22 protein-coding genes are annotated in these 24,210 nt (G+C 67.3%); 10 read left to right on the top strand and 12 right to left on the bottom strand.

Translation table 11 applies throughout. From position 1 onward, the window contains the following. Nucleotides 1–13: 13 nt before the first annotated feature. Nucleotides 14–1,888, top strand: coding sequence for a DNA mismatch repair endonuclease MutL (gene mutL / locus D620_RS0101310; RefSeq protein ID WP_017663976.1), 1,875 nt, complete (start codon nt 14–16; stop codon nt 1,886–1,888). On the opposite strand, the gene D620_RS0101305 is transcribed toward mutL, so the two are convergent. Together D620_RS0101305 and ychF are read right to left on the bottom strand one after the other, a co-directional pair. After that, nucleotides 1,885–3,093, bottom strand: coding sequence for a nucleotide pyrophosphatase/phosphodiesterase family protein (locus D620_RS0101305; RefSeq protein WP_017663975.1), 1,209 nt, complete (start codon nt 3,091–3,093; stop codon nt 1,885–1,887). The genes mutL and D620_RS0101305 overlap by 4 nt on opposite strands. 240 nt (nt 3,094–3,333) lie before the next feature. Continuing rightward, nucleotides 3,334–4,434 (bottom strand): redox-regulated ATPase YchF, encoded by a 1,101-nt coding sequence (gene ychF / locus D620_RS0101300; RefSeq protein ID WP_017663974.1) that lies wholly within the window; start codon nt 4,432–4,434, stop codon nt 3,334–3,336. A 124-nt stretch (nt 4,435–4,558) separates the two neighbouring features. Here ychF and D620_RS0101295 point away from each other — a divergent pair, with 124 nt between their 5' ends. Next, nucleotides 4,559–5,716, top strand: a complete 1,158-nt coding sequence (locus D620_RS0101295; RefSeq protein ID WP_017663973.1) for a serine hydrolase domain-containing protein — start codon at nt 4,559–4,561, stop codon at nt 5,714–5,716. Here the strand turns inward: D620_RS0101295 and D620_RS0101290 are convergent. From D620_RS0101290 to D620_RS0101255, 8 genes are all read right to left on the bottom strand, one after another. Next, a complete protein-coding gene (locus D620_RS0101290; protein ID WP_017663972.1) occupies nt 5,710–6,222 on the bottom strand; it encodes an AAA family ATPase in 513 nt (170 codons plus the stop codon). The two genes, D620_RS0101295 and D620_RS0101290, sit on opposite strands and share 7 nt — an antisense overlap. A 5-nt stretch (nt 6,223–6,227) precedes the next feature. Beyond that, the gene (locus tag D620_RS0101285; RefSeq protein ID WP_017663971.1) at nt 6,228–6,650 is read right to left on the bottom strand and encodes a DUF1330 domain-containing protein; all 423 of its coding nucleotides are present in this window, start codon (nt 6,648–6,650) and stop codon (nt 6,228–6,230) included. A gap of 4 nt (nt 6,651–6,654) precedes the next feature. Then, complete coding sequence (gene pth, locus D620_RS0101280; RefSeq protein WP_017663970.1) at nt 6,655–7,224, bottom strand: aminoacyl-tRNA hydrolase; 570 nt, start codon at nt 7,222–7,224, stop codon at nt 6,655–6,657. A 106-nt stretch (nt 7,225–7,330) separates the two neighbouring features. After that, nucleotides 7,331–7,933 carry a 50S ribosomal protein L25/general stress protein Ctc gene (locus tag D620_RS0101275; protein ID WP_026091864.1) on the bottom strand — a complete coding sequence of 201 codons (603 nt, stop codon included), beginning with the start codon at nt 7,931–7,933 and terminating at the stop codon, nt 7,331–7,333. Nucleotides 7,934–8,053: 120 nt separating this feature from the next. After that, nucleotides 8,054–8,971, bottom strand: coding sequence for a TraB/GumN family protein (locus D620_RS0101270; protein ID WP_155799924.1), 918 nt, complete (start codon nt 8,969–8,971; stop codon nt 8,054–8,056). Then, nucleotides 8,971–9,981 (bottom strand): TraB/GumN family protein, encoded by a 1,011-nt coding sequence (locus tag D620_RS0101265; protein WP_017663967.1) that lies wholly within the window; start codon nt 9,979–9,981, stop codon nt 8,971–8,973. The genes D620_RS0101270 and D620_RS0101265 overlap by 1 nt, the downstream gene beginning before the upstream one ends. 84 nt (nt 9,982–10,065) lie before the next feature. Continuing rightward, complete coding sequence (locus D620_RS0101260) at nt 10,066–10,521, bottom strand: hypothetical protein (RefSeq protein ID WP_017663966.1); 456 nt, start codon at nt 10,519–10,521, stop codon at nt 10,066–10,068. Then, on the bottom strand, nt 10,518–10,718 hold the full coding sequence (locus D620_RS0101255; RefSeq protein ID WP_017663965.1) for a helix-turn-helix transcriptional regulator: 201 nt from the start codon (nt 10,716–10,718) through the stop codon (nt 10,518–10,520). The genes D620_RS0101260 and D620_RS0101255 overlap by 4 nt, the downstream gene beginning before the upstream one ends. Before the next feature lie 353 nt (nt 10,719–11,071). On the opposite strand from D620_RS0101255, the gene D620_RS0101245 reads away from it, so the two are divergent. From D620_RS0101245 to ppdK, 3 genes are all read left to right on the top strand, one after another. Beyond that, nucleotides 11,072–12,004: a glycine--tRNA ligase subunit alpha gene (locus D620_RS0101245; RefSeq protein WP_033375826.1), complete on the top strand. Its 933-nt coding sequence runs from the start codon at nt 11,072–11,074 to the stop codon at nt 12,002–12,004. Continuing rightward, nucleotides 12,004–14,295, top strand: coding sequence for a glycine--tRNA ligase subunit beta (gene glyS / locus D620_RS0101240; protein ID WP_026091863.1), 2,292 nt, complete (start codon nt 12,004–12,006; stop codon nt 14,293–14,295). The genes D620_RS0101245 and glyS overlap by 1 nt, the downstream gene beginning before the upstream one ends. 76 nt (nt 14,296–14,371) lie before the next feature. Continuing rightward, nucleotides 14,372–17,038: a pyruvate, phosphate dikinase gene (gene ppdK, locus D620_RS0101235; protein ID WP_017663961.1), complete on the top strand. Its 2,667-nt coding sequence runs from the start codon at nt 14,372–14,374 to the stop codon at nt 17,036–17,038. On the opposite strand, the gene D620_RS0101230 is transcribed toward ppdK, so the two are convergent. Then, the gene (locus D620_RS0101230; protein WP_017663960.1) at nt 17,035–17,802 is read right to left on the bottom strand and encodes a hypothetical protein; all 768 of its coding nucleotides are present in this window, start codon (nt 17,800–17,802) and stop codon (nt 17,035–17,037) included. The two genes, ppdK and D620_RS0101230, sit on opposite strands and share 4 nt — an antisense overlap. 56 nt (nt 17,803–17,858) lie before the next feature. Here D620_RS0101230 and D620_RS0101225 point away from each other — a divergent pair, with 56 nt between their 5' ends. The 5 genes from D620_RS0101225 to D620_RS14385 all read left to right on the top strand — a co-directional run bounded on the left by D620_RS0101225 (nt 17,859) and on the right by D620_RS14385 (nt 22,657). Further along, on the top strand, nt 17,859–18,554 hold the full coding sequence (locus D620_RS0101225) for a ComF family protein (protein ID WP_017663959.1): 696 nt from the start codon (nt 17,859–17,861) through the stop codon (nt 18,552–18,554). Between the two features lie 376 nt (nt 18,555–18,930). Beyond that, a complete protein-coding gene (gene hisI / locus D620_RS0101220) occupies nt 18,931–19,326 on the top strand; it encodes a phosphoribosyl-AMP cyclohydrolase (RefSeq protein WP_017663958.1) in 396 nt (131 codons plus the stop codon). Nucleotides 19,327–19,358: 32 nt separating this feature from the next. After that, a complete protein-coding gene (locus D620_RS0101215) occupies nt 19,359–19,808 on the top strand; it encodes a MerR family transcriptional regulator (protein ID WP_017663957.1) in 450 nt (149 codons plus the stop codon). Between the two features lie 59 nt (nt 19,809–19,867). After that, nucleotides 19,868–21,673 (top strand): acyl-CoA dehydrogenase C-terminal domain-containing protein, encoded by a 1,806-nt coding sequence (locus D620_RS0101210; RefSeq protein ID WP_017663956.1) that lies wholly within the window; start codon nt 19,868–19,870, stop codon nt 21,671–21,673. A 93-nt stretch (nt 21,674–21,766) separates the two neighbouring features. Next, on the top strand, nt 21,767–22,657 hold the full coding sequence (locus D620_RS14385; protein ID WP_017663955.1) for an alpha/beta hydrolase: 891 nt from the start codon (nt 21,767–21,769) through the stop codon (nt 22,655–22,657). A gap of 3 nt (nt 22,658–22,660) precedes the next feature. Here D620_RS14385 and D620_RS0101200 read toward each other — a convergent pair whose 3' ends face one another. Continuing rightward, nucleotides 22,661–24,166: a M20/M25/M40 family metallo-hydrolase gene (locus tag D620_RS0101200; protein WP_017663954.1), complete on the bottom strand. Its 1,506-nt coding sequence runs from the start codon at nt 24,164–24,166 to the stop codon at nt 22,661–22,663. Between the last annotated feature and the right edge of the window lie 44 nt (nt 24,167–24,210).

The raw sequence follows: 24,210 nt of genomic DNA, 5'->3' as shown, positions 1-24,210 counted from the left end.
AGCGTTGCGGCAAATGCCGGAAATCCGCCGCCTCCCTACCGATCTGGTCAACCGCATCGCCGCCGGCGAGGTGGTCGAGCGCCCGGCTGCGGCGCTGAAGGAGCTGGTCGAGAACGCGATCGACGCTGGCGCGCGGCGAATCGGCGTGGTGCTGGCCGAAGGAGGCCTTGCGCGGATCGAGGTGGCCGATGACGGCTGCGGGATGGGCCCTGCGGCGATGGCGCTGGCGCTGGAGCGGCATGCGACCTCCAAGCTCCCCGATTCGCTGATCGGCGCGGACGGCGCGATCGAGCTCGTCACCACGCTGGGCTTCCGCGGCGAGGCGCTGCCGAGCATCGCCAGCGTCGCGCGCCTCACCATCGAGAGCCGCGAGGCTGGCGCCGCGGAAGGCTGGCGGCGGGTGGTCGATCACGGCGCGCCGATTGCCGATGAGCCCGCCGCGCTTCCGCCGGGCACCCGCGTGCGGGTCGAGGAGCTGTTCGCCAAGGTGCCCGCGCGCCGCAATTTCCTGCGTTCGGCCCGCAGCGAATATGCCGCCTGCCTCGATGTGGTGCGCCGCCTCGCCATGGCGCGGCCCGATATCGCGGTCACGCTCGAGACGCTCGGGGAGGGGGCAAGGCGGACCGTCCTCAACCTGCAAGCGGGCGAGGAGCTGGCAACCCGCGTCGCGCGGATCATCGCCCACGAGCTCAAGGACAATTCGGTCGCAATCGCGATCGAGCGCGACACGCCCCACGGCGTGATGCGGCTGACCGGCGTGGCGGGGCTTCCCACCTGGAACCGCGGTGTCGCCGATCACCAGTATCTCTTCGTCAACGGGCGGCCGGTGAAGGACCGCCTGCTGGTGGGCGCGGTGCGCGGCGCCTATGCCGACATGCTCGCGCGTGATCGCCACGCGGTGCTCGCGCTGTTTCTCGATTTGCCGCCGCAGGATGTCGACGTGAATGTCCACCCGGCCAAGACCGAGGTGCGGTTCCGCGACAGCGCGGGGGTGCGCGGGTTCATCGTCTCGGGCCTCAGGCAAGCGCTGGCGAGCGGTGACCGCCGCAGCGCGCAGGGGCCGGACCGGGCGGCGATGGCACGGTGGCAGGCGGAGCCCCTTTCTCCTCCCTTCCCCTCGGGGGAAGGGTCGGGGATGGGAGGGCTGCCCTATCCCGCATGGACCGAAGCACCCCTCCCCAACCCCTCCCCTCAAGGGGAGGGGCTCTTGTTGCGGGAGATGGCACAGACCTTTGCCATGCCCCAAGGCCGCGCAGAACCCGCAGCGCCTCTCCCCGCCGAGGCGCAATCCTACCCCCTCGGCATCGCCCGCGGGCAGGTTGCGGGCACCTATATCGTCGCCGAGGCCGCCGATGGCCTCGTGCTGGTCGACCAGCACGCAGCCCACGAACGCCTCGTCCTCGAACGCCTGCGCGCCGCCGGTGCGGACGAGAACATGCGCCGCAGCCAGGCCCTGCTGGTCCCCGACGTGGTCGAGCTGGACGAAGTCGATTGCGACCGCCTCGAAGACGCCGCCGCGGGCCTTGCCCGCTACGGCCTCGTCATCGAGCGCTTCGGCCCGGCCGCGATGCTGGTGCGCGCGCTCCCCGCCGCGCTCCCCAAGGCCGATAGCAGCGCGCTGCTGCGCGATCTGGCCGACGACATCGCCAAGCATGGGCGCCAGGAGGATTCGGGCGCGCTGCTGCTCGCCGAACGCCTCGAACTGGTGCTCGCCACCATGGCCTGCCACGGCTCGGTGCGCGCCGGGCGCACCCTGAGCGTCGCGGAGATGAACGCGCTGCTGCGCGAGATGGAAGCGACGCCGAGGTCAGGCCAGTGCAACCACGGGCGGCCGACCTGGGTGAAGCTGTCGATGGAGGACGTCGAAAAGCTGTTCGGGCGGCATTAGCGCCGCAGCGCCGCCCGCACATCCGCCAGCTTCCCGTCGGCGTCCGCATCCTCGGGCAGGCCGAGCACCGCGCGCAGCAGGGCGGCGACCGCGACATTGTCGAACACCTCCAGCCGCGCCCCTTGTGCAAAGGCGGGGCCGTTTGCCACGAACAGCGCCAGCATTTGCGGATCGGCATTGTCGTAGCCATGGGCGCCGCCGGTGATCGGGTAGGGCGGGGTCCCCGCGCCGATCACCCAGCCCGGTTCGGCGATGCAGATGATCGCCGCGACACGCGGGTTGCTGCCCCAGTGCAGGCGTGCGGGAAGGTCTTCCTTGCGGGCGCAGGTCATGTGCTCGTGCGGCACCAGAAGCGCCCTGGCGACGCGGTCGTCGGTGCCGGTGACCGGCTCGATGGCGGCATAGGGTCCGCCTTCGACGAGGATGAAGCTTGCCGGGTCGATGAAATCCTCAAGCTGGATCTTGCGGCTTTCGTCGATAGCCCGCATCCCGTGGTCGGCGACGATGACAAGGTTCAACCTCACCCCTATCTTCGCTGCCCCATCGACCAGCTCGCCGATGCGGGTGTCCACCTCGGCGAGCGCCGCGTTGACCTCCGCGCTGTCGGGGCCGAAGCGGTGGCCGGCGGTGTCGACCGTGTCGAAATAGATCGTGGTGAAGGCCGGGCGGATCGCGGCGGGGCGGCGCAACCAGTCGATGAGGGTGTTGACCCGCTGCACGTTGGAGACGTTCTGGTCGTAGCGCAGCCAATCGGACGGGCGGCGGCCTTGGATGGCGACCTCGCTGCCCGGCCAGAACATCGTCGCGCTGCGCAGGCCGGCCTTTTCGGCGGTGATCCAGAGCGGCTCGGCCTCGCTCCACCAGAAGGGATCAAGCGCCTGCGGGTTGTTGCCCAGACCGAACATTACCCCCGGGCGGCGCGGGTCGATCATGGAGTTGCCGACGATCCCGTTGCGGTCGGGGCGGTAGCCGGTGACGAGCGCGAAGTGGTTGGGGAAGGTCTTGGTGGGAAAGCTCGGGCGCATCGGGCCGGCGGCGCCCTGTCTTGCCAGCGCGGCGAGGCGGGGGGTGTGGCCGCGTTCCAGATAATCGGCGCGGAAGCCGTCGATCCCGACCAGCACGGTGACGGGGCGGGGGGCCTCCTTGGCGGCGAGGCCGGCGGGGAGGAACACGAGGGCGATGATGATGAGGATGAGCCTGCGCATGGCGCCCGCCTTAGCCCGCGCCCGTTGCAAAGGCGAGACGCAGGCGCCCCTTCCGAAGGGCCGCAGTTGCCCCTTTCCTACAGACCGCCCGCAGGGGTACAAGGGCGGCATGGACAAGGCCCTGACATCGCGCATCATTATCGGCAGATTGGCGGGCTGCCGGAACGGAGGTTTTCCGCGCCAGGACAGTGTCTCATGTGTCTCCTACAGGCGCGCGCCGCGGCCTGCCGGGGCGCCGGTTCAGACGTTGAACTTGAAGAGCAGCACGTCGCCGTCCTGCACGACGTACTCCTTGCCTTCCTGCCTGAGCTTGCCCGCTTCCTTGGCGCCTGCCTCCCCGCCGAGCGTGACGTAGTCCTCGTAGGCGATGGTCTCGGCACGGATGAAGCCGCGTTCGAAGTCGGAGTGGATCTCGCCGGCGGCCTGGGGGGCCTTGGCGCCATCGGGGAAGGTCCAGGCGCGGGCCTCCTTCGGGCCGCAGGTGAAGAAGGTCTTGAGGCCGAGGAGCTTGAACCCGGCGCGGATCACCCGGGCAAGGCCGCTCTCGGTAAGGCCGAGGGCTTCGAGGAACTCGGCGCGGTCCTCCTCGGGCATGGCGACCAGTTCGGCCTCGATCGCGGCGGACACGACGACGGCTTCGGCGCCCTCGGCGGCGGCCTTGGCGAAGACCCTGGCGGACAGGTCGTTGCCGGTCGCGGCGTCCTCTTCGGCGACGTTGCAGACATACAGGACCGGCTTGGCGGTGAGCAACTGGGCCTGCCGGAAGAGGCGCGCTTCCTCCTCGTCATTGGGGACGGTGAGGCGGGCGGGCTTGCCCTCGCGCAGCAGCTCCAAGGCCTGGCCGAGCACGCTCGCCATCGCCTTGGCCTCCTTGTCGCCCGCCGCCCCGCGCTTGGCGGCGGCCGGCACGCGCTTCTCGAGGCTCTCGAGGTCGGAGAGCATCAGCTCGGTCTCGACCACCTCGGCGTCGGCAATGGGATCGACCTTGTTGGCGACGTGCTGGATGTCGTCATCCTCGAAGCACCTGAGGACGTGGACGATAGCGTCGACCTCGCGGATGTTGCCGAGGAACTGGTTGCCGAGCCCTTCGCCCTTGCTCGCGCCCTTCACGAGCCCGGCGATGTCGACGAAGCCCAGCTGGGTCTCGATGATCTTGGCGCTCTTGGCGATGGCCGCGATCTTCTGGAGGCGTTCGTCGGGAACGGCGACTTGCCCGACATTGGGCTCGATGGTGCAGAAGGGATAGTTCGCCGCCTGCGCCGCCTGCGTCTCGGTCAGCGCATTGAACAGAGTGGACTTGCCCACGTTGGGCAGGCCGACGATCCCGCAACGGAAACCCATGATGAAAGTGCCTTGGCTAGCTGGAAAGCGCCGCCCTTAGCGGGGAGGGGCGCGCATGGCTAGAGGCGGGGCGGTGGACATGCCGGGCGGGTCGCGATAGCCATGGCGGTGACGGGAGAGCGGGATGGCGAAGCGCGCGGGCATGATGGCGGGGCTCGCATGGAGTGCCCTGGCGAGCGCAGCGGCGGCCCACAGCCCGCCCGTGGCCGGTCCTGACACCGTCGCCGCGCTTGCCCGCGGGACGATGGAGGCGAGCGGGGCGCAGGGTCTCGCCATCGCGGTGATCGATGCCGGGCAGGTGCGCTCGGTCCAGACGTTCGGGATCCGCAACGCCAGCGCAGAGCCGCTGACCCCGCAAACCATCATGTACGGCGCCTCGCTCACCAAGGCGGTGTTCGGATACTGGACCGCGATGCAGGCCGAGCGCGGCCGGATCGATCTCGACGCGCCGCTGGCCGTGCGGCTTGCCCGGCCCTTGCCGGACTACGGCAACCTCGACGCCTATGGCAATTGGGGCGACCTTGCAGGCGATGACAGATGGCGCCGCATCACGGCGCGCCATGTGCTGAGCCACGCCACCGGCTTTGCCAACTTCGCGTTCCTCGATGAGGGCGGCAAGCTGCGCTTCCATTTCGATCCCGGCAGCCGCTACGGCTATTCGGGCGAGGGCATCATGCTGCTCCAGTTCGCCTTCGAGGCCGATGGGGGGCCAAGCGTGGGCGAGGGCGTCGCTGCCGATCTGTTCGCGCCGCTGGGTCTTACGGATGTGGGCCTGATGTGGCGCCCCGAGTTTGCCGCGAACCTTGCCGACGGGTGGACCCGGAGCGGCGAGATCGCGCCGCATGACGAGCGCAGCCGGGTGCGGATGGCGGGTTCGATGGATGTCTCGCCTGAAGCCATGGCCCAGCTTGCCGCCGCGATGGTGCGCGGCTTCGGCCTGTCGCCGGCGATGCACGCCGAATTCGCACGGGGGCACATGGCGATCACCACCCGTTCGCAGTTCCCGAGCCTCCAGCCCGAGGCGCCCGAGGCCGAGCGCTTCGCCATGCGCGCAGGCCTTGGGGTGATCGCCTTCACCGGGCCGCAGGGGCCGGGCTGGTTCAAGGGCGGCCATAATGATTCGACCGCCAACATGATGGTCTGCCTCGAGGCGGGGCAGCGCTGCGTCGTGGTCATGGCGAACGATGTGCGGGCCGAGCGGCGCTTCCCCAGGCTGATCGACGCGCTGCTGGGCGAGACCGGCATGCCGTGGCGCTGGGAATATCCCGACGCCGATTACTGAGGCCCAAGCCCCTGTGCCTGTCGCCATCCGGCAAGCGCGGCGGGGCCGTTCAGCCGCACGAGGTTGCCGGTGGAGCCCTTGAGCTTGGCCTCGGTGCGCACCCGGGGGCCCGCGTTCCAGTTCAGCACATACCACAGGAAGCCCGCATCGAAGCGTTCGGGACAGCCCTCGGGCATGTCGGGGCGTGACCGGCCGCGGTAGGCGAGCAGGCGCCGGACGAGCCGCCACAGGCACAGGCGGATCGGGAAATCGAGATAGATGACGGTGTCGGCGCGGGCGAGGCGGGGGACGAGGGTGCTGCCGTAATTGCCCTCGATCAGCCAGCGGTCCTGCGCGACCACCTCGGCGAGGCGGGCGTTCAGTTCGGCCTTCTCGGTCTCGACCCAACCCGCCTGCCAGCCGAGCTGGTCCATGTGGACGAGGGGCAGGCCCATGCGCGGCGCGAGTTCGCGGGCCAGCGTGCTCTTGCCCGAACCGCACGGGCCGATGATGAGCACGCGGTTCATGCTGCTCAATCCGCGCGGATCGGCAGCAACCGTGAATCGCTGATCGCCGCAGTGCGGTGGGCGGCGATGCGCTGGCTTTCGGGATCGCTGGCGAAAGCGAGGAAGCTGGACTTGCTCGCCTGTCGCACCAGCAGGACATGGTCCCAGCCTTCGCCGGCCGGGCCGATCAGGAAAGCGCCGGCAGACCCTGAAAACAACACAGCCCCGCCGCTCGCCTCCAGCAAGGGCAGCATCGCGCGCATATACAGCTCATAGGCCTCGCGCCCGCTGACCGGCGCTGGCGGAGCGCGATCGGGGGCGTGGGCATAGTCGGCCGTCTCGCGGAACCGCAGCAGGTTGAGCATCACCACCGGGCCATTATCCGGTGATCCGAAGAACGCGGCGCCCTGCTGCGGGCTGACCTCGAGATAGGCGCGCGTGTCTGTCACGGAATCAATCCTGCATCCTCAATGCCACATCATTCATGAAGCGCACGTCATCGCCCTTGGCGAGCCATTCCGCCTCCGCACCGATCGCGCCGAGCATCGCGGCAAGATCATCCTCCTCGGCCTTGGCGAAGTTGCCGAGCACGTAGCCGTTGACCCGGTCCTTGTGTCCCGGATGCCCGATGCCGAGGCGGATGCGACGGAAATCGGGGCCCAGATGCTGGTCGATCGACCTCAGGCCGTTGTGACCGGCATGGCCGCCGCCCTGCTTCACCTTGACCTTGAAGGGGGCAAGGTCGAGCTCGTCATGAAAAACGGTGAGCGCTTGCGGATCGAGCTTGTAGAAACGCAGCGCCTCGCCCACGGCGCGGCCGCTTTCGTTCATGAAGGTGGCAGGCTTCAGCAACAGCACCTTGTGCGCGCCGATCCGCCCTTCCTGCGCCAATCCGGCGAACTTCTTCTGGACGGGGCCGAAATCATGCATGTCGGCGATCACGTCCACGGCCATGAAGCCGACATTGTGCCGGTGGAGCGCATAGCGCGGTCCGGGATTTCCGAGGCCGACCCAGATCTGCATGACGTTTCCCTAATGCCCCCTTGCATAAAACGAAACGCCGGACTTCCCGCGAAGGAAGCCCGGCGCCCTAGTTTCCTTGGCTGCAAAGCCATGAGAGGCAGCGCGCTTACTCGGAAGCGGCTTCGCCTTCGCTGCTCTTGAGGCCCGACGGGGCGATCACGGTGGCGATGGTGAAATCGCGGTCGGTGATCACGCTGGTCACGCCCTTGGGCAAGGCCACGTCGCTGATGTGGATCGAATCGCCGATCTCCTTGCCGGTGACATCGACCGCGATTTCCTCGGGGATGTCGGCATTGGGGCACAGCAGTTCGAGTTCGTGGCGCACGATGTTGAGCACGCCGCCCTTCTTCAGGCCGGGCGAGGCGTCTTCGTTGACGAACACCACCGGCACCGAGACTTCGACCTTGCTGTCACCCGACAAGCGCAGGAAATCGACATGGGTCGGACGGTCGGTCACCGGGTGGAAGGCGACATCCTTGGGGAGCGTGCGGACGGTCTTGCCACCGATCTCGATAAGGACGATCGAGTTCATGAAGTGCCCGGTGCCCAGCTGGCGCACCAGTTCCTTCTGCTCGACGTGGATCATGGTGGGTTCTTCCTTGCCGCCATAGATGACAGCAGGGGTCCGACCTTCGCGGCGAAGTGCTCGGGAGGCTCCCTTGCCAGCCCGTTCGCGCGCTTCGGCCGGCAGGGTAAGAGTCTCGCTCATACGGATGCCTTTCGAATGCGTGTTTGATGGATACAGTCACACGGTGCCACCGCCTCCAGGGATGACCGGAAGCACCGAAGCGCGGGCCCTTAGAGAGGGATTGCCCGAAAGGCAACCCGTTTAGGGGATCGGGCGCAGGCGGTAGCCCTGCGCCTCAAGCAGGGCGGCGAGCCCATCGGACCCGACCAGATGCGCGGTGCCGACCGCGATGAGCGGGCGCGGGTCCCCGGCAAGCAGGGGCCCGAGCGCGGCGGCCCAGCGGCGATTGCGCGCAGTCAGCAGCGCTGCGCGCAGGGCAGGATCGGCAAGGATGCCCTGGCGGGTCGAGGCTTCGATCATGGCCGCATCGCCGGCAATCCAGGCGCGCTGGAGGCGCTCGGGATCGCGCACGGCCGATGTGCTCTCGCGCACCACGGCAGCAAGCATGGCGCGCTGCTGGTCTTCGGGCAGGCGGTCGAAGATCGCCAGCTGGCCGCGAAAGCCTTCGAGTTCGCGCACCGGGCGCCCGGCAAAGTCTGCGATCAGCGCGCGGTCGACGCCATTGGCAGGATCGCCGGGCGCATCGATCCGGGCAAGCGCAAGCGCCGCAGCCCAGGTCTCGTCAGCGGCAAGATCATTGGCGGCCAGGCCGCCGCGCGCCATCAGCGCGGCCAGTTGCGGGCGAAGTTCGGGCGGAAGACGCTGGTCGAGAGGGGGAAGGCCCGGGCTCTTCGCCAGCCCTGCATAGATCGCTGCCGCCGCGCCGCCGCCTGACAGATCGCGGACTTCCACCACCAGCAGATCGGCGCTGTCCGCCGCCTTGGCGAGGGCTGGCGTGCGCCACTCGACAAATGCGGGGAGGGCATGGATGGTGCCGACCATCCAGCCCTCCACCGACCCGTCGGCCGAAGCGATTTCGTAGAGCAGCGGTGCGGGCGGGGCCCTGTCGGCTGCGGGCATGTCGGGTGTATCGCTGCACCCGGCAGCCAGAAGGAGGAGGAGGGGGGCGATGATCCCCGCGGCGAACCGCAAGCCCATCGCCCCTGGCGTTCCTGCCATTACTTGACGCGGCTCACCTTGATGCCCTTCTGGGCGAGGTAGTCCTGCACGCTCTTGGCGCCGGCAAGGTGGCCCGCGCCGACCGCGATGAACACGGTGCCGGGCTGGTCGAGGCGGGTGTCGATCCACTCGGCCCAGTTGCGGTTGCGGGCGTAGAGCAGCGCATCGGCGACCTTGGGATCGTCCATGCTCTCGTTCATCACCGCGGCAAGCTGGTCGGCATCGCCCTCGATCCACTCGGCGACCATGCGGTCGAGCATCGGCTTGGTTTCGTCGATCGACTTGGCGGCTTCGATCAGGAAGGTGACCTGCGCGTCCTGCGGCATGCTATCGAAGATGCCGAGCTGGAACTCGGCGGTCTCGAGCGCGCCCTTCTCCTTGGTGCCGACCTTGCCGAGCAGCACCTTCTCGACGCCGCTATTGGGATCATAGCCTTCGAAGGTGAGCGGCAGGATCGACATGGTGAGGCCCACCATCCAGGGCTTGAGACCGTCGAACTGGCCCGCCAGCATCTCGCCCGGAGCCGGGACCAGACCCTTGGCCTTGGCGTCCTCGTACTGGGCGCGCGCTTCGGCCGGGACCTGGGCAAGCTGCGCGGCTTCGATCTTGCCGCCAAGCTGGGTGAGGGCCGCGGTGTAGGTGGCCTTCTGCTCGTCATTCAGGAGCGAGCGCAGGGTGGTGCCGGCCGGCAGCGCGCCCTTCTGCCGGGCCATTTGCGCCATCGCGGCCTCGCTCGCCGGGTCCATCGGGATTTCGGTCACGAGAATGTCCGAACCGTCGAGCGCCTTGGCGATCGTGGCATCGTACCACTCTAGGCCCTGGGGCAACACGTGGACCGTGCCGAACAGGTAGATGGTGGTATCGGCATCGGCGACCTTCCACAGCGCCGGCCCCTTGGGCGCGGCCGCGGCAGGCTCGGCAGTGCCGGCAGGGTCCTGCGCCAGCGCGGGGTTCGCCGCGAACAGGGCGAAGGGCGCGGCGGTCAGAGCGAGAAGGGATGAAAGCTTCATGTCACGGATTCCTTTCGGTGATGTGTTGGTGTGTGGGTCAAAAATACCCGGGAAACAAGGTGCTGGCATGACCTGCGGGGAAGGTCAGAGCCGCCAGCGGGCATAGAGAAAGGCAAGGATCATCGAGACGTAGGCGATTCCGAAGATCCCGAAGGCATGGGGCGGGGGCGCAAAGCCGCCGGCATAGAGCACCGCCCAGATGGGGTAGCCTGCCAGCACCGACACGCAGCCGCCGGTAAAGCCGATGAAGTTGTGCTCGCGCTTGTAATCGTCGATCATCCGGAAGCCCCACAGGGGGAGCACCAGGAAGCCGCCGAGCAGCAGGACCACGAGCCCGAGCGCGAGCGCCGGTGGGAGCTTGATATTCTCCCAGTCACCGCTGAACAGGCTGCCGGTCCCTTCATCGAAGAAGCCGGTCGAAAAGCCGATCACCCCGCCGAACAGCGCCGCAACCCCGATGTAGAAAATCTGCCGCCGCTGGCGCTGGCGGGTGCGGGTCTCGCCCGGTCCAAGCACTTCGTCCTTGCTGTTCCAGATCATGCGGGGTCTCCATTGTCGAAGATTTCCTCGATCCGCATGTCGAACAGGCGAGCGATGCGGAAGGCGAGGGGGAGGGAGGGGTCGTGCTTGCCGGTTTCGATGGCGTTGACCGCCTGGCGCGAGACATCGAGCCGGCCGGCCAGTTCCGCCTGGCTCCAGTCACGCTCGGCGCGCAGCACCTTGAGGCGGTTCTTCACCGGTCAGAACCCCGCCGCGGTCGACAGCTTGGCGAGGATCGCGCCGGCCGCATAGCCGCTCATCAGGGTCATCACGATCAGCAGCCATTGCTTCACGCAGACGTTCTTGGTGAGGATGTTCATGTCCGTTCTCCGTCACGTTAACCCGACTGAATGTCAGGTGATGCTGACTATATGTCGTGATTCGCTGACCATGTCAAGACAACCTGTCTTTCTGTCTTATCTGCATGACTGCCAGACCTCGCAGACACGCCTTCAGGCCTGTGCCCGGGCGCTCTTGCGGCCGCTTTCCCCTCGGCAATGCTGCGGCGCGGCATTGACGCTTGCGGGGGCTTCGGCCATGGCGAGCCGCCATGAGCGCTACGCCCCTCTTTACGCCTCCCGCACGCGATCCCGCGCGCTCGTTTCAGGACATGATCCTCACGCTCCACGACTTCTGGAGCGCGCACGCGGGCTGCGTCATTCTCCAGCCCTATGACATGCGCATGGGCGCGGGAACCTTTCACACCGCGACCACCCTGCGCGCATTGGGGCCCGAGCCGTGGAACGCCGCTTTCGTCCAGCCCTGCCGCCGCCCGACCGACGGGCGCTATGGCGAGAACCCCAACCGGCTCCAGCACTACTACCAGTATCAGGTGATCCTGAAGCCCTCGCCGAGCGACATTCAGGAGCTCTACCTTAAGAGCCTCGCCGCGATCGGCATCGACCCGCTGGCGCACGACATCCGCTTCGTCGAGGACGACTGGGAATCGCCCACGCTGGGCGCATGGGGCCTCGGGTGGGAAGTGTGGTGCGACGGGATGGAGGTCACCCAGTTCACCTATTTCCAGCAGATGGGCGGCTTCGATTGCAAGCCCGTCGCGGGCGAGCTGACCTACGGGCTCGAGCGCCTCGCAATGTACATCCAGGGCGTCGACAACGTCTATGACCTCGCCTTCAATTCGCAGGGCGTGACTTACGGCGAGGTGTTTCTCGAAAACGAACGCCAGATGTCGAAGTGGAACTTCGAAGTGGCGAACACCGACGCGCTGTTCGAGCTCTTCGCCAAGGCGGAGGCCGAGTGCCGCAATGCACTGTCGGCAGGCGTCCCCATCGCCGCTTACGAACAGGCGATCGAGGCGAGCCATGTCTTCAACCTGCTGCAGGCGCGCGGCGTGATCTCGGTGCAGGAACGCGCCAGCTACATGGGCCGCGTCCGCGACCTCGCGCGCTCCAGTTGCGAGGCCTATGCGGCCAAGATGACGCCGGAGTGGCAGGCGAAATACCCCGGGTGGAGTCTCCTCTGATGGCCGACTTCCTGCTCGAACTGCGCTGCGAGGAAATCCCTGCCCGGATGCAGGCCGGTGCGCGCGCGGAACTCGAAAAGCTGTTCCGCCGCGAGATGGGCAAATGGAACGCACAGGTTGGTGACGTTACTGTTTGGTCAACTCCTCGACGTCTCGTGTTGATTGCTCGTGACCTACCGGACACATCTAATCCCGTTATCGAAGAAACTAAGGGACCGAAGGTAAGCGCTCCCGAGCAGGCTTTGACCGGCTTCCTGAGCAAGGTCAAAGTGACCCGAGAAGAACTTCTTGAACGAGACGGTGTGTGGTTCGCGGTCAAAAATGTTCCCGGATTCAGGATGCTAGAAGTCCTGCACAACGTTGTTTTCAGCATTGTTTGGGATTTCGCTTGGCCCAAGTCGATGCGCTGGGGCGAACAGTCCCGAATGATGAATTCCCTTCGTTGGGTTAGGCCGCTATCTGGAATTGTCGCAATGCTGGGCAAAGAAACGGTGCCAGCGGATTTTGACGGGCTCGAAAGCGGAAATACAACCTACGGCCACCGCTTCCACGCATCTGGCCCCGTCACTATCGACGGTGCGGACGACTACATCGCCAAGCTGCGCAACGCTTTCGTGATCGTCAATCACGAGGAGCGGCAGGACATCATCCGGGAAGGTGCGGCCAAGGTCGCTGCCGAGGCGGGCCTCACCCTGATCGCCGACGAGGGCCTTGTCATCGAGAACGCGGGCCTCACCGAAAACCCCGTCCCGCTGCTCGGTCGCTTCGACGAGGCTTTCCTCGACGTGCCGCCCGAGGTGATCCAGCTCACCGCGCGGGTGAACCAGAAGTATTTCGTGTGCGAAGATGCGAAGGGCAAACTCGCCAACGCCTTCGTCTGCACCGCGAATATCGCTCCGCTCGACCCCGCTGTGGTCATCGACGGCAACCGCAAGGTCCTCGCCGCGCGCCTCTCCGACGCGCGCTTCTTCTGGGAGCAGGACCAGAAGACCCCGCTCGCAGTCCATGACGAGAAGCTTTCCCGCATCACCTTCCACGAAAAGCTCGGCACCGTCGCCGACAAGGCCCTGCGCGTGGCGAAGCTGGCGCGCTGGCTGTGCGAGGAGGGGATTGTCGCCGACACCCCCCTCCCGCTTGCGGGAGGGGCTGGGGGTGGGCCTGCGAGCGCGCGCCCTGATGCGCCCACCCCCGACCCCTCCCGCAAGCGGGAGGGGAGTCTGGCCGACCTCGCCGAACAAGCCGCGCGGCTGTGCAAGGCCGATCTTGTCACCGAGATGGTCGGCGAGTTCCCCGAATTGCAGGGCCTGATGGGCGGCTACTACGCCGCGAAGGAGGGCTTGCCGCAAGAGGTCGCCGAGGCGATCCGCGATCACTACAAGCCGGTCGGACAGGGCGACGATGTGCCGACTGCGCCGGTTACGGTGGCGGTGTCGCTGGCGGATAAGCTGGATACGCTCGTTTCGTTTTTCGCCGTAGACGAGAAGCCGACGGGCTCAAAAGACCCGTTTGCTCTGAGACGGCAAACTCTCGCCATTATCGCACTTGTCTTGAAAAATGGCCTCAGGTTTCGGCTCGGCACAGCGATTGGACGCCACGATTTCCTCGTAACGCTCGACGCTCCTACTTCGGGAACAGCGGCGCTCGACGCGCTCTTTGACTTCTTCGCCGACCGCCTCAAGGTCCAGCAGCGCGAAGCCGGGGTCCGCCACGACCTGATCGACGCCGTTTTCGCGCTCGGCGGGGAGGACGATCTCGTCCGCCTGCTCGCCCGCGTTCATGCGCTTCAGGCCTTCGTCACCACCGAGGACGGCACCAACCTCCTCGCGGGCTACAAGCGTGCCGCCAACATTCTCAAGAAGGAGGGCTACCAAGGCCCGACCGGCGCGCCCGATCCCATGGTGCTCGCCAGCCTCAAGGACGGCAACGACACCATCCCCGACACCGGCGAGGAAGACCCGCTGGCGATGGTCGACGATCCCGACGTGGGCGAGATCCTCGCCGCCGAAGCCCGCGACAATTCAGCGCTTTCCTACACGCCCGAAGAAGCGGAAAAGGCGCTGATCGACGCGCTCGATGCCGCCGCTCCGCGCGCTGCTGCGGCGGTGGAGGCCGAGAGGTTCGCCGATGCCATGGCTGCGCTCGCCACCTTGCGCGCTCCCATCGACCGGTTCTTTGAAGAGGTGACTGTCAACGACCCGCAAGCGGACAAGCGCGCCGCGCGCCTTGCCCTGCTCGCGCGTTTCCGCGATGCGGTGCACCGGGTAGCAGATTTCAGCCGGATCGAGGGGTGAGCGTTTCGCCCCTGGACAGTGTCTCATGTGTCTCCAACTTGCCGCTTGCGGCCGCTGCTTAACAGGATGACGTGACGTGCAAACAGTCTACCCCTTCGGCGGCAGCGCCGCGCACACCGATCCGCGCCAGAAGGACAAGACCGTCACCGGCGGCAAGGGCGCCAACCTTGCCGAGATGGCGTCGATCGGCCTGCCGGTGCCCCCGGGCTTCACCATCACCACCGAGGAATGCGTCGCCTATCTGCGCGATGGTGCGGGCTTTTCCGAGGGGCTGAAGGCAGCGGTCGCCGATGCGCTCGCCCATGTCGAGGCGGCGGTCGGCAAGCGCTTCGGCGAGGCGGCGGACCCGCTCCTGGTCTCGGTCCGATCGGGCGCGCGGGTGTCGATGCCGGGGATGATGGACACGGTGCTCAACCTCGGGCTGAACGATGCGACCGTCGAGGGCCTCGCCGCCTCGAGCGGCGACGCGCGTTTCGCCTGGGACAGCTACCGCCGCTTCATCCAGATGTATTCGGATGTCGTGCTCGGGATCGATCACGGGCTGTTCGAAGAAGCGCTCGAGATCGCCAAGGAAGACAAGGGCTTCTACAACGACACCGAGATGGCCGCCGAAGACTGGCAGGCGCTGGTGGGCGAATACAAGGGGATCGTCGCCGAGGAACTGGGCCGCGACTTCCCGCAGGATGTGACCGAGCAGCTGTGGGGCGCGATCCGCGCGGTGTTCGACAGCTGGGATTCGGACCGCGCCAAGGTCTACCGGCGTTTGAACGACATCCCGGGCGACTGGGGCACCGCGGTCAACGTGCAGGCGATGGTGTTCGGCAACATGGGCGAGATCAGCGCCACCGGCGTCGCCTTCACCCGCGATCCGGCGACCGGCGAGCGGGCCTACTACGGCGAGTACCTGATCAACGCGCAAGGCGAGGATGTGGTCGCCGGCATCCGCACACCGCAATACCTGACCAAGGCGGCGCGCGCGGCGGCCGGCGCCAAGCCGGCGTCGATGGAAGAGGCGCTGCCTGAGGCCTACACCGAACTCGCCCGCGTGTTCGACCTGCTGGAACTCCACTACAAGGACATGCAGGACATCGAGTTCACCGTCGAGCGCGGGAAGCTGTGGATGCTCCAGACCCGCTCGGGCAAGCGCACCGCCAAGGCTGCGCTGAAGATGGCGGTCGACATGGTGGCCGAGGGCCTGATCGACGAGCGCGAGGCGGTGCGGCGCGTGGATCCGATGGCGCTGGACCAATTGCTCCACCCCACGCTTGACCCGAAGGCCGAGCGCAATGTGCTGACCACCGGGCTCCCCGCCTCGCCGGGGGCAGCGGCGGGCCGGATCGTGCTCGATGCCGACACCGCCGAGCAATGGGCGGGCCGCGGCGAGAAGGTGATCCTGGTGCGGGTCGAGACCAGCCCGGAAGACATCCACGGGATGCACGCAGCCCAGGGCATCCTCACCGCGCGCGGCGGGATGACGAGCCACGCGGCGGTGGTGGCGCGCGGGATGGGGCGCCCTTGCGTCTCGGGAGCGGGCGCGGTGTCGATCGACCGGGCAAGCCGCACCCTGCGCATCGGGACCACCGAGCTCAAAGAGGGCGATGCCATCACCCTCGATGGGGCGACGGGGCAGGTGATGCTCGGCATCGTGCCGACGGTCGAGCCGGAGCTGGCGGGCGATTTCGGGACGCTGATGGTGTGGGCGGACAAGCTGCGGCGCATGAAGGTGCGCACCAATGCCGAGACGCCGGCAGACTGCCGCATGGCGCGCCAGTTCGGGGCCGAGGGCATTGGTCTGTGCCGCACCGAGCACATGTTCTTCGAAGCCTCGCGCATCAGCCTCGTGCGCCAGATGATCCTCGCCGAAGACGAGGCGGGGCGCCGCCGGGCGCTGGAGGGGCTGCTGCCCGAACAGCGTGCGGACTTCACCGCGATCTTCGAGGTGATGGCGGGGCTGCCTTGCACGATCCGCCTGCTCGATCCGCCGCTGCATGAATTCCTGCCGCACGCCGACGAGGAGTTCGCCGAGCTGGCGGACGCCACCGGCCTCGGGGTCGATCACCTGAAGCGCCGCGCGGGCGAGCTGCACGAGTTCAACCCCATGCTGGGCCACCGTGGTTGCCGCTTGGGCATCACCTTCCCCGAGATCTACGCGATGCAGGCCCGCGCGATCTTCGAGGCGGCCTGCGCGGTCATGCAGGCTTCTGGCGAGGCGCCGCTCCCGGAAATCATGATCCCGCTGGTCGCCACCAAGCGCGAGCTCGCGATCCTCAAGGCGCTGGTCGACAAGGAAGCCGAAGCCGTGTTCGCCGAGGTTGGCACGCGGGTCGAATACCTCGTGGGCACGATGATCGAACTGCCGCGCGCCGCGCTGATGGCGGGCGAGATCGCCGAGGAAGGCGCGTTCTTCTCGTTCGGCACCAATGACCTCACCCAGACCACACTCGGCGTCAGCCGCGACGATGCGGCGCGGTTCCTCAGCGTCTATGTCGAAAAGGGCATCTTCCCGCGCGATCCTTTCGTGAGCCTCGATATCGAGGGCGTCGGTCAGCTGGTCGAACTCGCGGCAGAGCGCGGGCGCATGACGCGGCCCGACATCAAGCTCGGCATCTGCGGCGAGCATGGCGGCGACCCGGCTAGCATCGCCTTCTGCGAGAGTGTCGGCCTCGATTACGTCAGCGCTTCGCCCTACCGCGTGCCGATCGCGCGGCTTGCGGCGGCGCAGGCGGCGTTGAAGAAGGCCTAGGTTCCGGCGAGGGATCGCCGTCCGGTGAGGGTGACGATCTCGAAGGTGTCGGCGGTCTTGCCATCGGCATCGGCGCGGGCGGCGAAGGCGGCGCGGGCGCGGGTCAAGGCGGCCTTGCCCAGCGCGCCGGCGGGCCGGGCGAGGGCATTGCCGAGGCCTTGGTCACGCAGGTCCGCGACCAATCTGCCGAACGATCCGTAGCGCACGGTCAGGCTGTGCGTATCGACCACCGGGTCCTTCCAGCCGGCGCGCTGGAGGAGGGCCGGGGCGGCGCGGGCGTCGACCAGCGGGTGGAGCCGGGCCGCGGGACGATCTGGCTCGGCGGCGAGCATCGCGGCGCGCAGGGCGCCGAGGCTCTGGCCGCCGATGAAGCTGGCGATGACAAGGCCGCCAGGGGTGAGCGCGCCGCGCAGGTGGATGAGCGCGCCGGGCAGGTCATTGACCGCATCGAGCTGGCCGCTAACGCCGATGAAGTCGAATGGGCCGCCAGCCAGCGGCTCGGCCGGATTGACCAGGGGTTCGCTTGCGACCGCGGCCCCGCCTTTGGTCAGGTAGTCCGCGAGCGCCTCTCCGCCGTGGCCGATGAGCAGCGCGCGAGCCGGGATGTGGCGCACGAAGCCGAGCCGGTCGATCATGTCCTCGGCGATGTCATCAAGGATGAACCGCGCCGGATCGGCAGACGCCCGCTGCCGCTGCGCCGCGCGGCGGGCCCGGGCGAGGCGGCGGGTCTCGGCGAAGATCGTGGGGACGGCGGGGGTGTTCATCCGCGCCGCCCTGCCGCGCTTGCCTGCTGGTTGCAAGACGTGCGACACTGGCGCGCATGGCAGCGGCCCTTCACCTTGCCCGCCAGATGGCCCCGCTGGTGGATTTCATCTATCCGCCGCGCTGTCCGTCGTGCGGGGCAGCGGTCGCGGGGCAGGCGGGGCTGTGCACCGATTGCTGGAGCACGCTCGAGGTGCCCGAACATGCGCAGGTGGCTGGCCATACCGTGCCGGTCTACGCCGCGACCTATTACAACGAGACCTCGCGCAAGCTGGTGCTGGCCTACAAGCACGGCGGGCGGATCGCACTGTGCGGGCTGCTGGCGCGGCTGATCGCAGCGCGGATGCCCGAACCCGAGGCAGGCCAGCCACTGCCGCTGCTGGTGCCGGTGCCGCTCCACCGCTGGCGGCTGTGGAGCCGGGGCTTCAACCAGGCGGCGCTGCTTGCGCAGGCGCTGGCGCGGCAGGGCAAGGGCGAGGCGGCGGTCGCGGCGCTGATGCGGTTCCGACGCACGCCCAACCTTGGCGGGTTGGGCCGCGAGGCGCGCGAGCGGGTGCTGACCGGCGCGATCCGCCTAGCGCCGGGCGCGGCGGCGCGGCTCAGGGGACGCGACGTGGTGCTCGTCGACGACGTGCTCACCAGCGGTGCGACCAGCCGCGCCTGTCTTGCCGCCATCTCGGCGGCAGCGCCCGCATCGGTCGCGCTGGCCTGCTTTGCGCGGGTCGAGGAGGATCACAAGCTCGCGCATCCGTGAGGTCTGCCGGCCCGTAAAAACATAACGCCCGAGGCCTTTCGGCCCCGGGCGCCACGTGACGAAACGGTGCGGATCCTCTCTGGCGAGCAGAGGCAGCGACCCCTAGCTTCGCTGCCGGGATCCAGTCCCTATCGTTCAACCGGTCGCGCTGGCACCCCGCTGCCAAATCTGCGGTCCGGTCACCCCCTGAACGTGGCACCGGGCGGTGCCACAAGTCCGGCGGAGAACCCCTTGCGAAGGCTCCGGCGGTTTTGTTCCACCGACTTGCCTGACGCGGAAGACGAAACCTGGGCGCGCGCAATTTTTTGTGACGTCCTGTTGTGTGCTTGCAACAATCCTTGCATGACCGGCCCCGGCCCTTTCTGGAGTTGCCTGCATGCCCGACCCTGTCCTCACTCCCGAAGAGCGCGAGAAGGGCCCTGTCTTTGCACCCAAATTCGATGGGGCAGGGCTGCTGACCGCGGTCGTGGTCGATGCCGCCGACGGCACCGTGCTGGTGGTGGCGCACATGAACGCCGAAGCGCTCGCAAAGACGCTCCAGAGCCGCAAGGTCCATTTCTGGTCCCGGTCGCGCGGGACCTTGTGGATGAAGGGCGAGAGTTCGGGGCACTATCTGGCGCTCGAGGGGATGCTGGTCGATTGTGATCAGGACGCGCTGCTGATTCGGGCCAGGCCGGCCGGCCCCACGTGCCACACCGGCGCGCGTTCCTGCTTCTACCGGGAAGTCGTTGAGGGCGACGGCGAGCCGGCGCTGCGCCGCAAGGATACTTGACGCTCACGTAAACGTAAGGTAGGACGCGCGTCATGGCTACCGCTCCTGCTCAACCCGCCGCCGCCGAACCGCGCCGCAACGGTGCGCATCTTGACCGGCCGGATGTCCACGAGCGCGAACATTTCACCATCTCCGACCTGACCTCGGAGTTCGGCTGCACCGCGCGCGCGCTGCGCTTCTACGAGGACGAGGGTCTGATCAACCCGGCGCGCGTCGGGCTCACCCGCGTCTATTCCAAACGTGACCGCGCGCGGCTCGCGTGGATCATGCGCGCCAAGAATGTCGGCTTTTCGCTGACCGAGATCCGCGAGATGATCGACCTCTACGATCTCGACGACGGCCGCGTGGAACAGCGCCGCGTCACGATCGAGAAATGCCGCACGCATATCGCCAAGCTGAAGGCGCAGCGCGACGACATCGACAGCTCGATCAAGGAACTGACCGACTTCGTGGCTGAAATCGAAAAGCTCGACTTGCGCTGATGCGCTAGCAAGCAGCACCGCACCGCTTCAACACGTCTGCACACCAGAGGGATCAACCGATGCCGACCTACACCGCGCCCACCCGCGACACGCGCTTCATCGTCAATGAAGTGCTCGATCTTGCGAGCTACGGCAACCTGCCGGGCTTCGAGAACGCGACGCCCGACATGATCGAGACCGTCATCAACGAGGCCGGCAAGTTCTGTGCCGAAGTGCTCGCCCCGATCAACCAGGCCGGGGACGAGCATGGCTGCACCCGCCACGACGATGGCAGCGTCACCACCCCCCCGGGCTTCAAGGAAGCCTATCAGGCCTATGTCGAAAGCGGTTGGGGCACGCTTGCCCAGCCCGAAGAGTTCGGCGGTCAGGGCCTCCCCCACGTGCTGGGCTTCGTGCTCGAGGAATATACCGGCACTGCCAACCAGGCCTTTGCGATGTATCCCGGCCTCACTGCCGGGGCGATTTCGGCGATCATCGCCAAGGGTTCGGACGAGCAGAAGGCAACCTATGTCCCCAAGATGATCTCGGGCGAATGGTCGGGCACCATGAACCTGACCGAGCCGCACTGCGGCACCGATCTCGGCATGATCCGCACCAAGGCCGTGCCCAATGGCGATGGCACCTATGCGATCACCGGTACCAAGATCTTCATCTCGGCTGGCGAGCATGATCTTACCAGCAACATCATCCATCTGGTGCTGGCCAAGACCCCGGGTGCGCCCGACAGCACCAAGGGCATCTCGCTGTTCATCGTGCCCAAGTTCATCCTTGACGAGAACGGCAACCCCGGCGTGCGCAACGGCGTCACCTGCGGGTCGATCGAGAAGAAGATGGGCATCCACGGCAACGCCACGTGCCTGCTCAATTATGACGGCGCGACCGGCTATCTCGTGGGCGAGGAGAACAAGGGCCTTGCCGCGATGTTCATCATGATGAACGCCGCGCGCCTTGGCGTCGGCATCCAGGGCTATGCCCAGGCCGAGGTCGCCTACCAGAACGCGGTGACCTACGCGCTCGACCGCCGTCAGGGCCGTGCGCTGACCGGCCCGGCCGACCCCGCTGCCAAGGCCGATCCGATCTTCGTCCACCCCGACGTGCGCCGGATGCTGATGGACGCCAAGGTCTTCACCGAAGCCATGCGCGCCCTGTGCCTGTGGGGCGCGCTCCAGGTCGATCTCACCCACAAGGCGCAGACCCCCGAAGAGCGCGAGATGGCCGACCTTCTGATTGGGCTGATGACCCCGGTCATCAAGGGATATGGCACCGACAAGGGCTATGACATCGCCAACAACATGCAGCAGGTCTATGGCGGCCACGGCTATGTGCGCGAGTGGGGCATGGAGCAGTTCGTGCGCGATAGCCGCATCGCGATGATCTACGAAGGCGCCAACGGCGTGCAGGCGATGGACCTGTGCGGCCGCAAGCTCGCAGCAGGGGGCGGCAAGGCGATCCAGGCCTTCTTCGCGATGATCGGCGAGGAAATCGCCGCCGCCAAGCAGGACGAGACCCTCAAGCCGATCGCCGAACGCCTCGAAAAGGCGCTCGGCGAGCAGCAGGCGGCGACCATGTGGTTCATGCAGAACGCGATGGCGAACCCCAACCACCTTGGCGCGGGCGCGCATCACTACATGCACATCATGGGCATCGTGACGCTCGGGCACTTCTGGCTGAAGATGGCCAAGGTGGCGCTCGCGAAGGTTGCCGAGGGCCCGGACGACAAGGCCTTCTACGAGGCAAAGCTGGTCTCGGCCAATTACTACGCCGAACGCTTCCTCCCCGATGCGGGCGCGCTGCGCCGCAAGCTGGAAGCGGGCAGCGACTACATGATGAAGCTGCCGGCGGAGGCCTTCGCGACCGCCGCGTAAGCCAGCCCTTGCGACACTTTTTGCGGGCCGCCATGTTGATCCATGGCGGCCCGCATGCTTTGTGCGCCGGGCTTGGTTTACAGGAGAGCGTCGATGCGGGGCTGGATCTTGGCAATCGCTGCTGCCGCATCGCTGTTCGCCGTTCCCGGCACAGCGTCACCCTTGCAGCCGGATCGCGCGGCGACCCGGAACCCGGCGAGCGGGAGCTTTGTCTTCACCGCTTGGGAGGGGCCGGGCTTGCCGGTCTATTACCAGCTCCCCGATCAGGTCACCGCCGATACGCCTGTGCTTTTCGTGATGCACGGGGTCAACCGCGATGCCGATCGCTACCGTGACGAATGGGCGCTGCTGGCCCGCCGCCACGGTTTCATCGCCATCGCTCCGCAGTTCGGCACGGCCGATTTCCCCGGATCGCTCGGTTACAACACCGGCTATTTCACGGCCGAGGACGGCGCGCCTCGCCCGCCGGGCCGCTGGTCTTTCGCCGCGATCGAGCCGCTCTTCGATGAAGCCCGCCAGCGCTTCGGCACAAAGGTGCAGCGCTACAGCATCTATGGCCATTCCGCCGGTGCGCAGTTCGTGCACCGCTATGTCCTGTTCATGGCCGAGGCGCGCATCGAGAAGGCGATTGCCGCCAATGCGGGTTGGTACACCATGCCCGACCGCAGCATTGCCTTTCCCTACGGGCTCGGCGCCACGCCGGTGGAAGAAGCAGCGCTTGCCGCAGCGCTCGGCAAGCCGCTCACCGTGCTGCTTGGTACGGCCGACACCGACCGCGCCGACCCCGATCTGCGCAAGACCCCCGAGGCCGATGCGCAAGGCCCGCACCGCTATGCGCGCGGGCAGGCGTTCTTCGCGCAGGGCGAGGCCGCCGCTGCTGCCAGAGGGCTGCGCTTCGGCTGGACCATGCAGCGCGTGCCCGGCATCGCGCACAGCAATGCCGGGATGGCCGAAGCCGCCGCCGCTCTGATCGCCGCGCGCTGAGGCCTACTTCTTCGCTTCCTCGGCGATCACATAGAGGTAATCGACATAGGCCATGGTCACCTGGTCGAGCCCGAAGACCTTGGGGTCCGAACTCTCGATCAGGAACCATTCGTTGGGCGCATGCGCACCCCCGCCGCGGCCGAGGCCGAATTGCGAGGCCGGCAGGTTCAGCGGCGCGCCGTTGAAGATCACCCCCGGCCAGCTCCCGGCATTGCGCGGGCGGATCGTGTAGGGGATGCCGCTCGCCTCGAAGAGCTTCTTCTGCGCGCGGATCAGGGCCGCATCCTCGGCGGTTTCGTTGGGGCCGTAGCCGCCCGAGACCGTCACCCGCACATCGTCGAACCCGCGCTTGGCAAGGTGCGCCTGAAGCTTGCTGACGGCTTCGGCCTTGGTCATGTTCGGCACGAGGCGGAATTCGAGCTTCGCTTCGGCGCGGCCGGGCAGCACGGTCTTGCCGCCTTCGCCGGTGTAGCCCGACACGAGGCCCTGGATGTTGACGGTAGGCTGCGAATAGAACCGCTCGAGGCTGGTCTGGTAATCCTCGTTGTCGATGAATTGCCCGATGCCGAGCGAGGCCTTCTCCTGGCGTTCGCGTTCGGGCGTCGCACCCTGCGCAATCAGCTCCTTCTGGCGGGCGGTGAGGGGCTGGACGTTCTCGAACCAGCCATCGATCGCGGGCGTATGCCCGTCATCGGCGACCAGCGTGTCCAATGCCTTGACCAGACGCCATGCCGGGCTTTCGACACGCGCGTAGTTCGAGGAGTGGACGTCGGTCTTGGGGTATTTGTCAGAGGTCTCGCCGCCGACCACCAGCTGGAATTCGACCGCGCCCTTGGCACCCAGGGTGATCTCGGCGCTGCCATCCTTGTTCTGTGCACCCGAAGGGATGAACACCCCGATCGCCTTGGAGAGCGCCGCCTGCACTTCGGGTACGGCGACGACCTGGTCGAAGTGGGTCGAGGCGACCTCCTCCTCGCCCTCGGCCACCAGCACGAGGTTGACGGGCAGCTTGCGCCCGCTCGCCTGGATCGCCTTGATCGCGGCGAGGAAGGCCATCTCCGGCCCCTTCTGGTTGACCACTCCGCGCCCGACGATCGCCTTGCCCTCGCCGGGCCGATCGACCAGCGTCGCCTGGAGCGGGTCGGTGTTCCATTCGGACGGATCGAACTGCTTGACGTCATACATGAAGTAAATACCGACCGTGGTCTTGGCGCCAGCATCGAGCGTGGCGAACACCGCAGGCACGCCGTCGGTGGGGATGATTTTGGCCTGCTGGAACCCGGCATCGCGCGCGAGCTTCATCATGTATTCGGCCCCCTCGGGCGTGCCGCGCTTTTCGGCGGCGATGGTGGGCAAGGCGACCCAGTCCTGAAGCGCCTTGACAGTGGTGTCGTGCTGCGCGGCGACGGTGGCCGCGATCTTTTCGCGCTGCGGCGTCTCGGCCGCCAGCGGCGCGGCAGCAAGCGCGATCACCGCGCCAAAGGTCCATCCCGCAAAAGCTCGCTTCATGTGCTGGTCTCCCCTGTGTGTGTCACATGGGGGTATCAGGTGCG

It is taken from the genome of Porphyrobacter sp. AAP82, assembly GCF_000331285.1.
GTDB lineage: Bacteria > Pseudomonadota > Alphaproteobacteria > Sphingomonadales > Sphingomonadaceae > Erythrobacter.
This window is presented reverse-complemented; position numbering and strand designations above follow the sequence as displayed.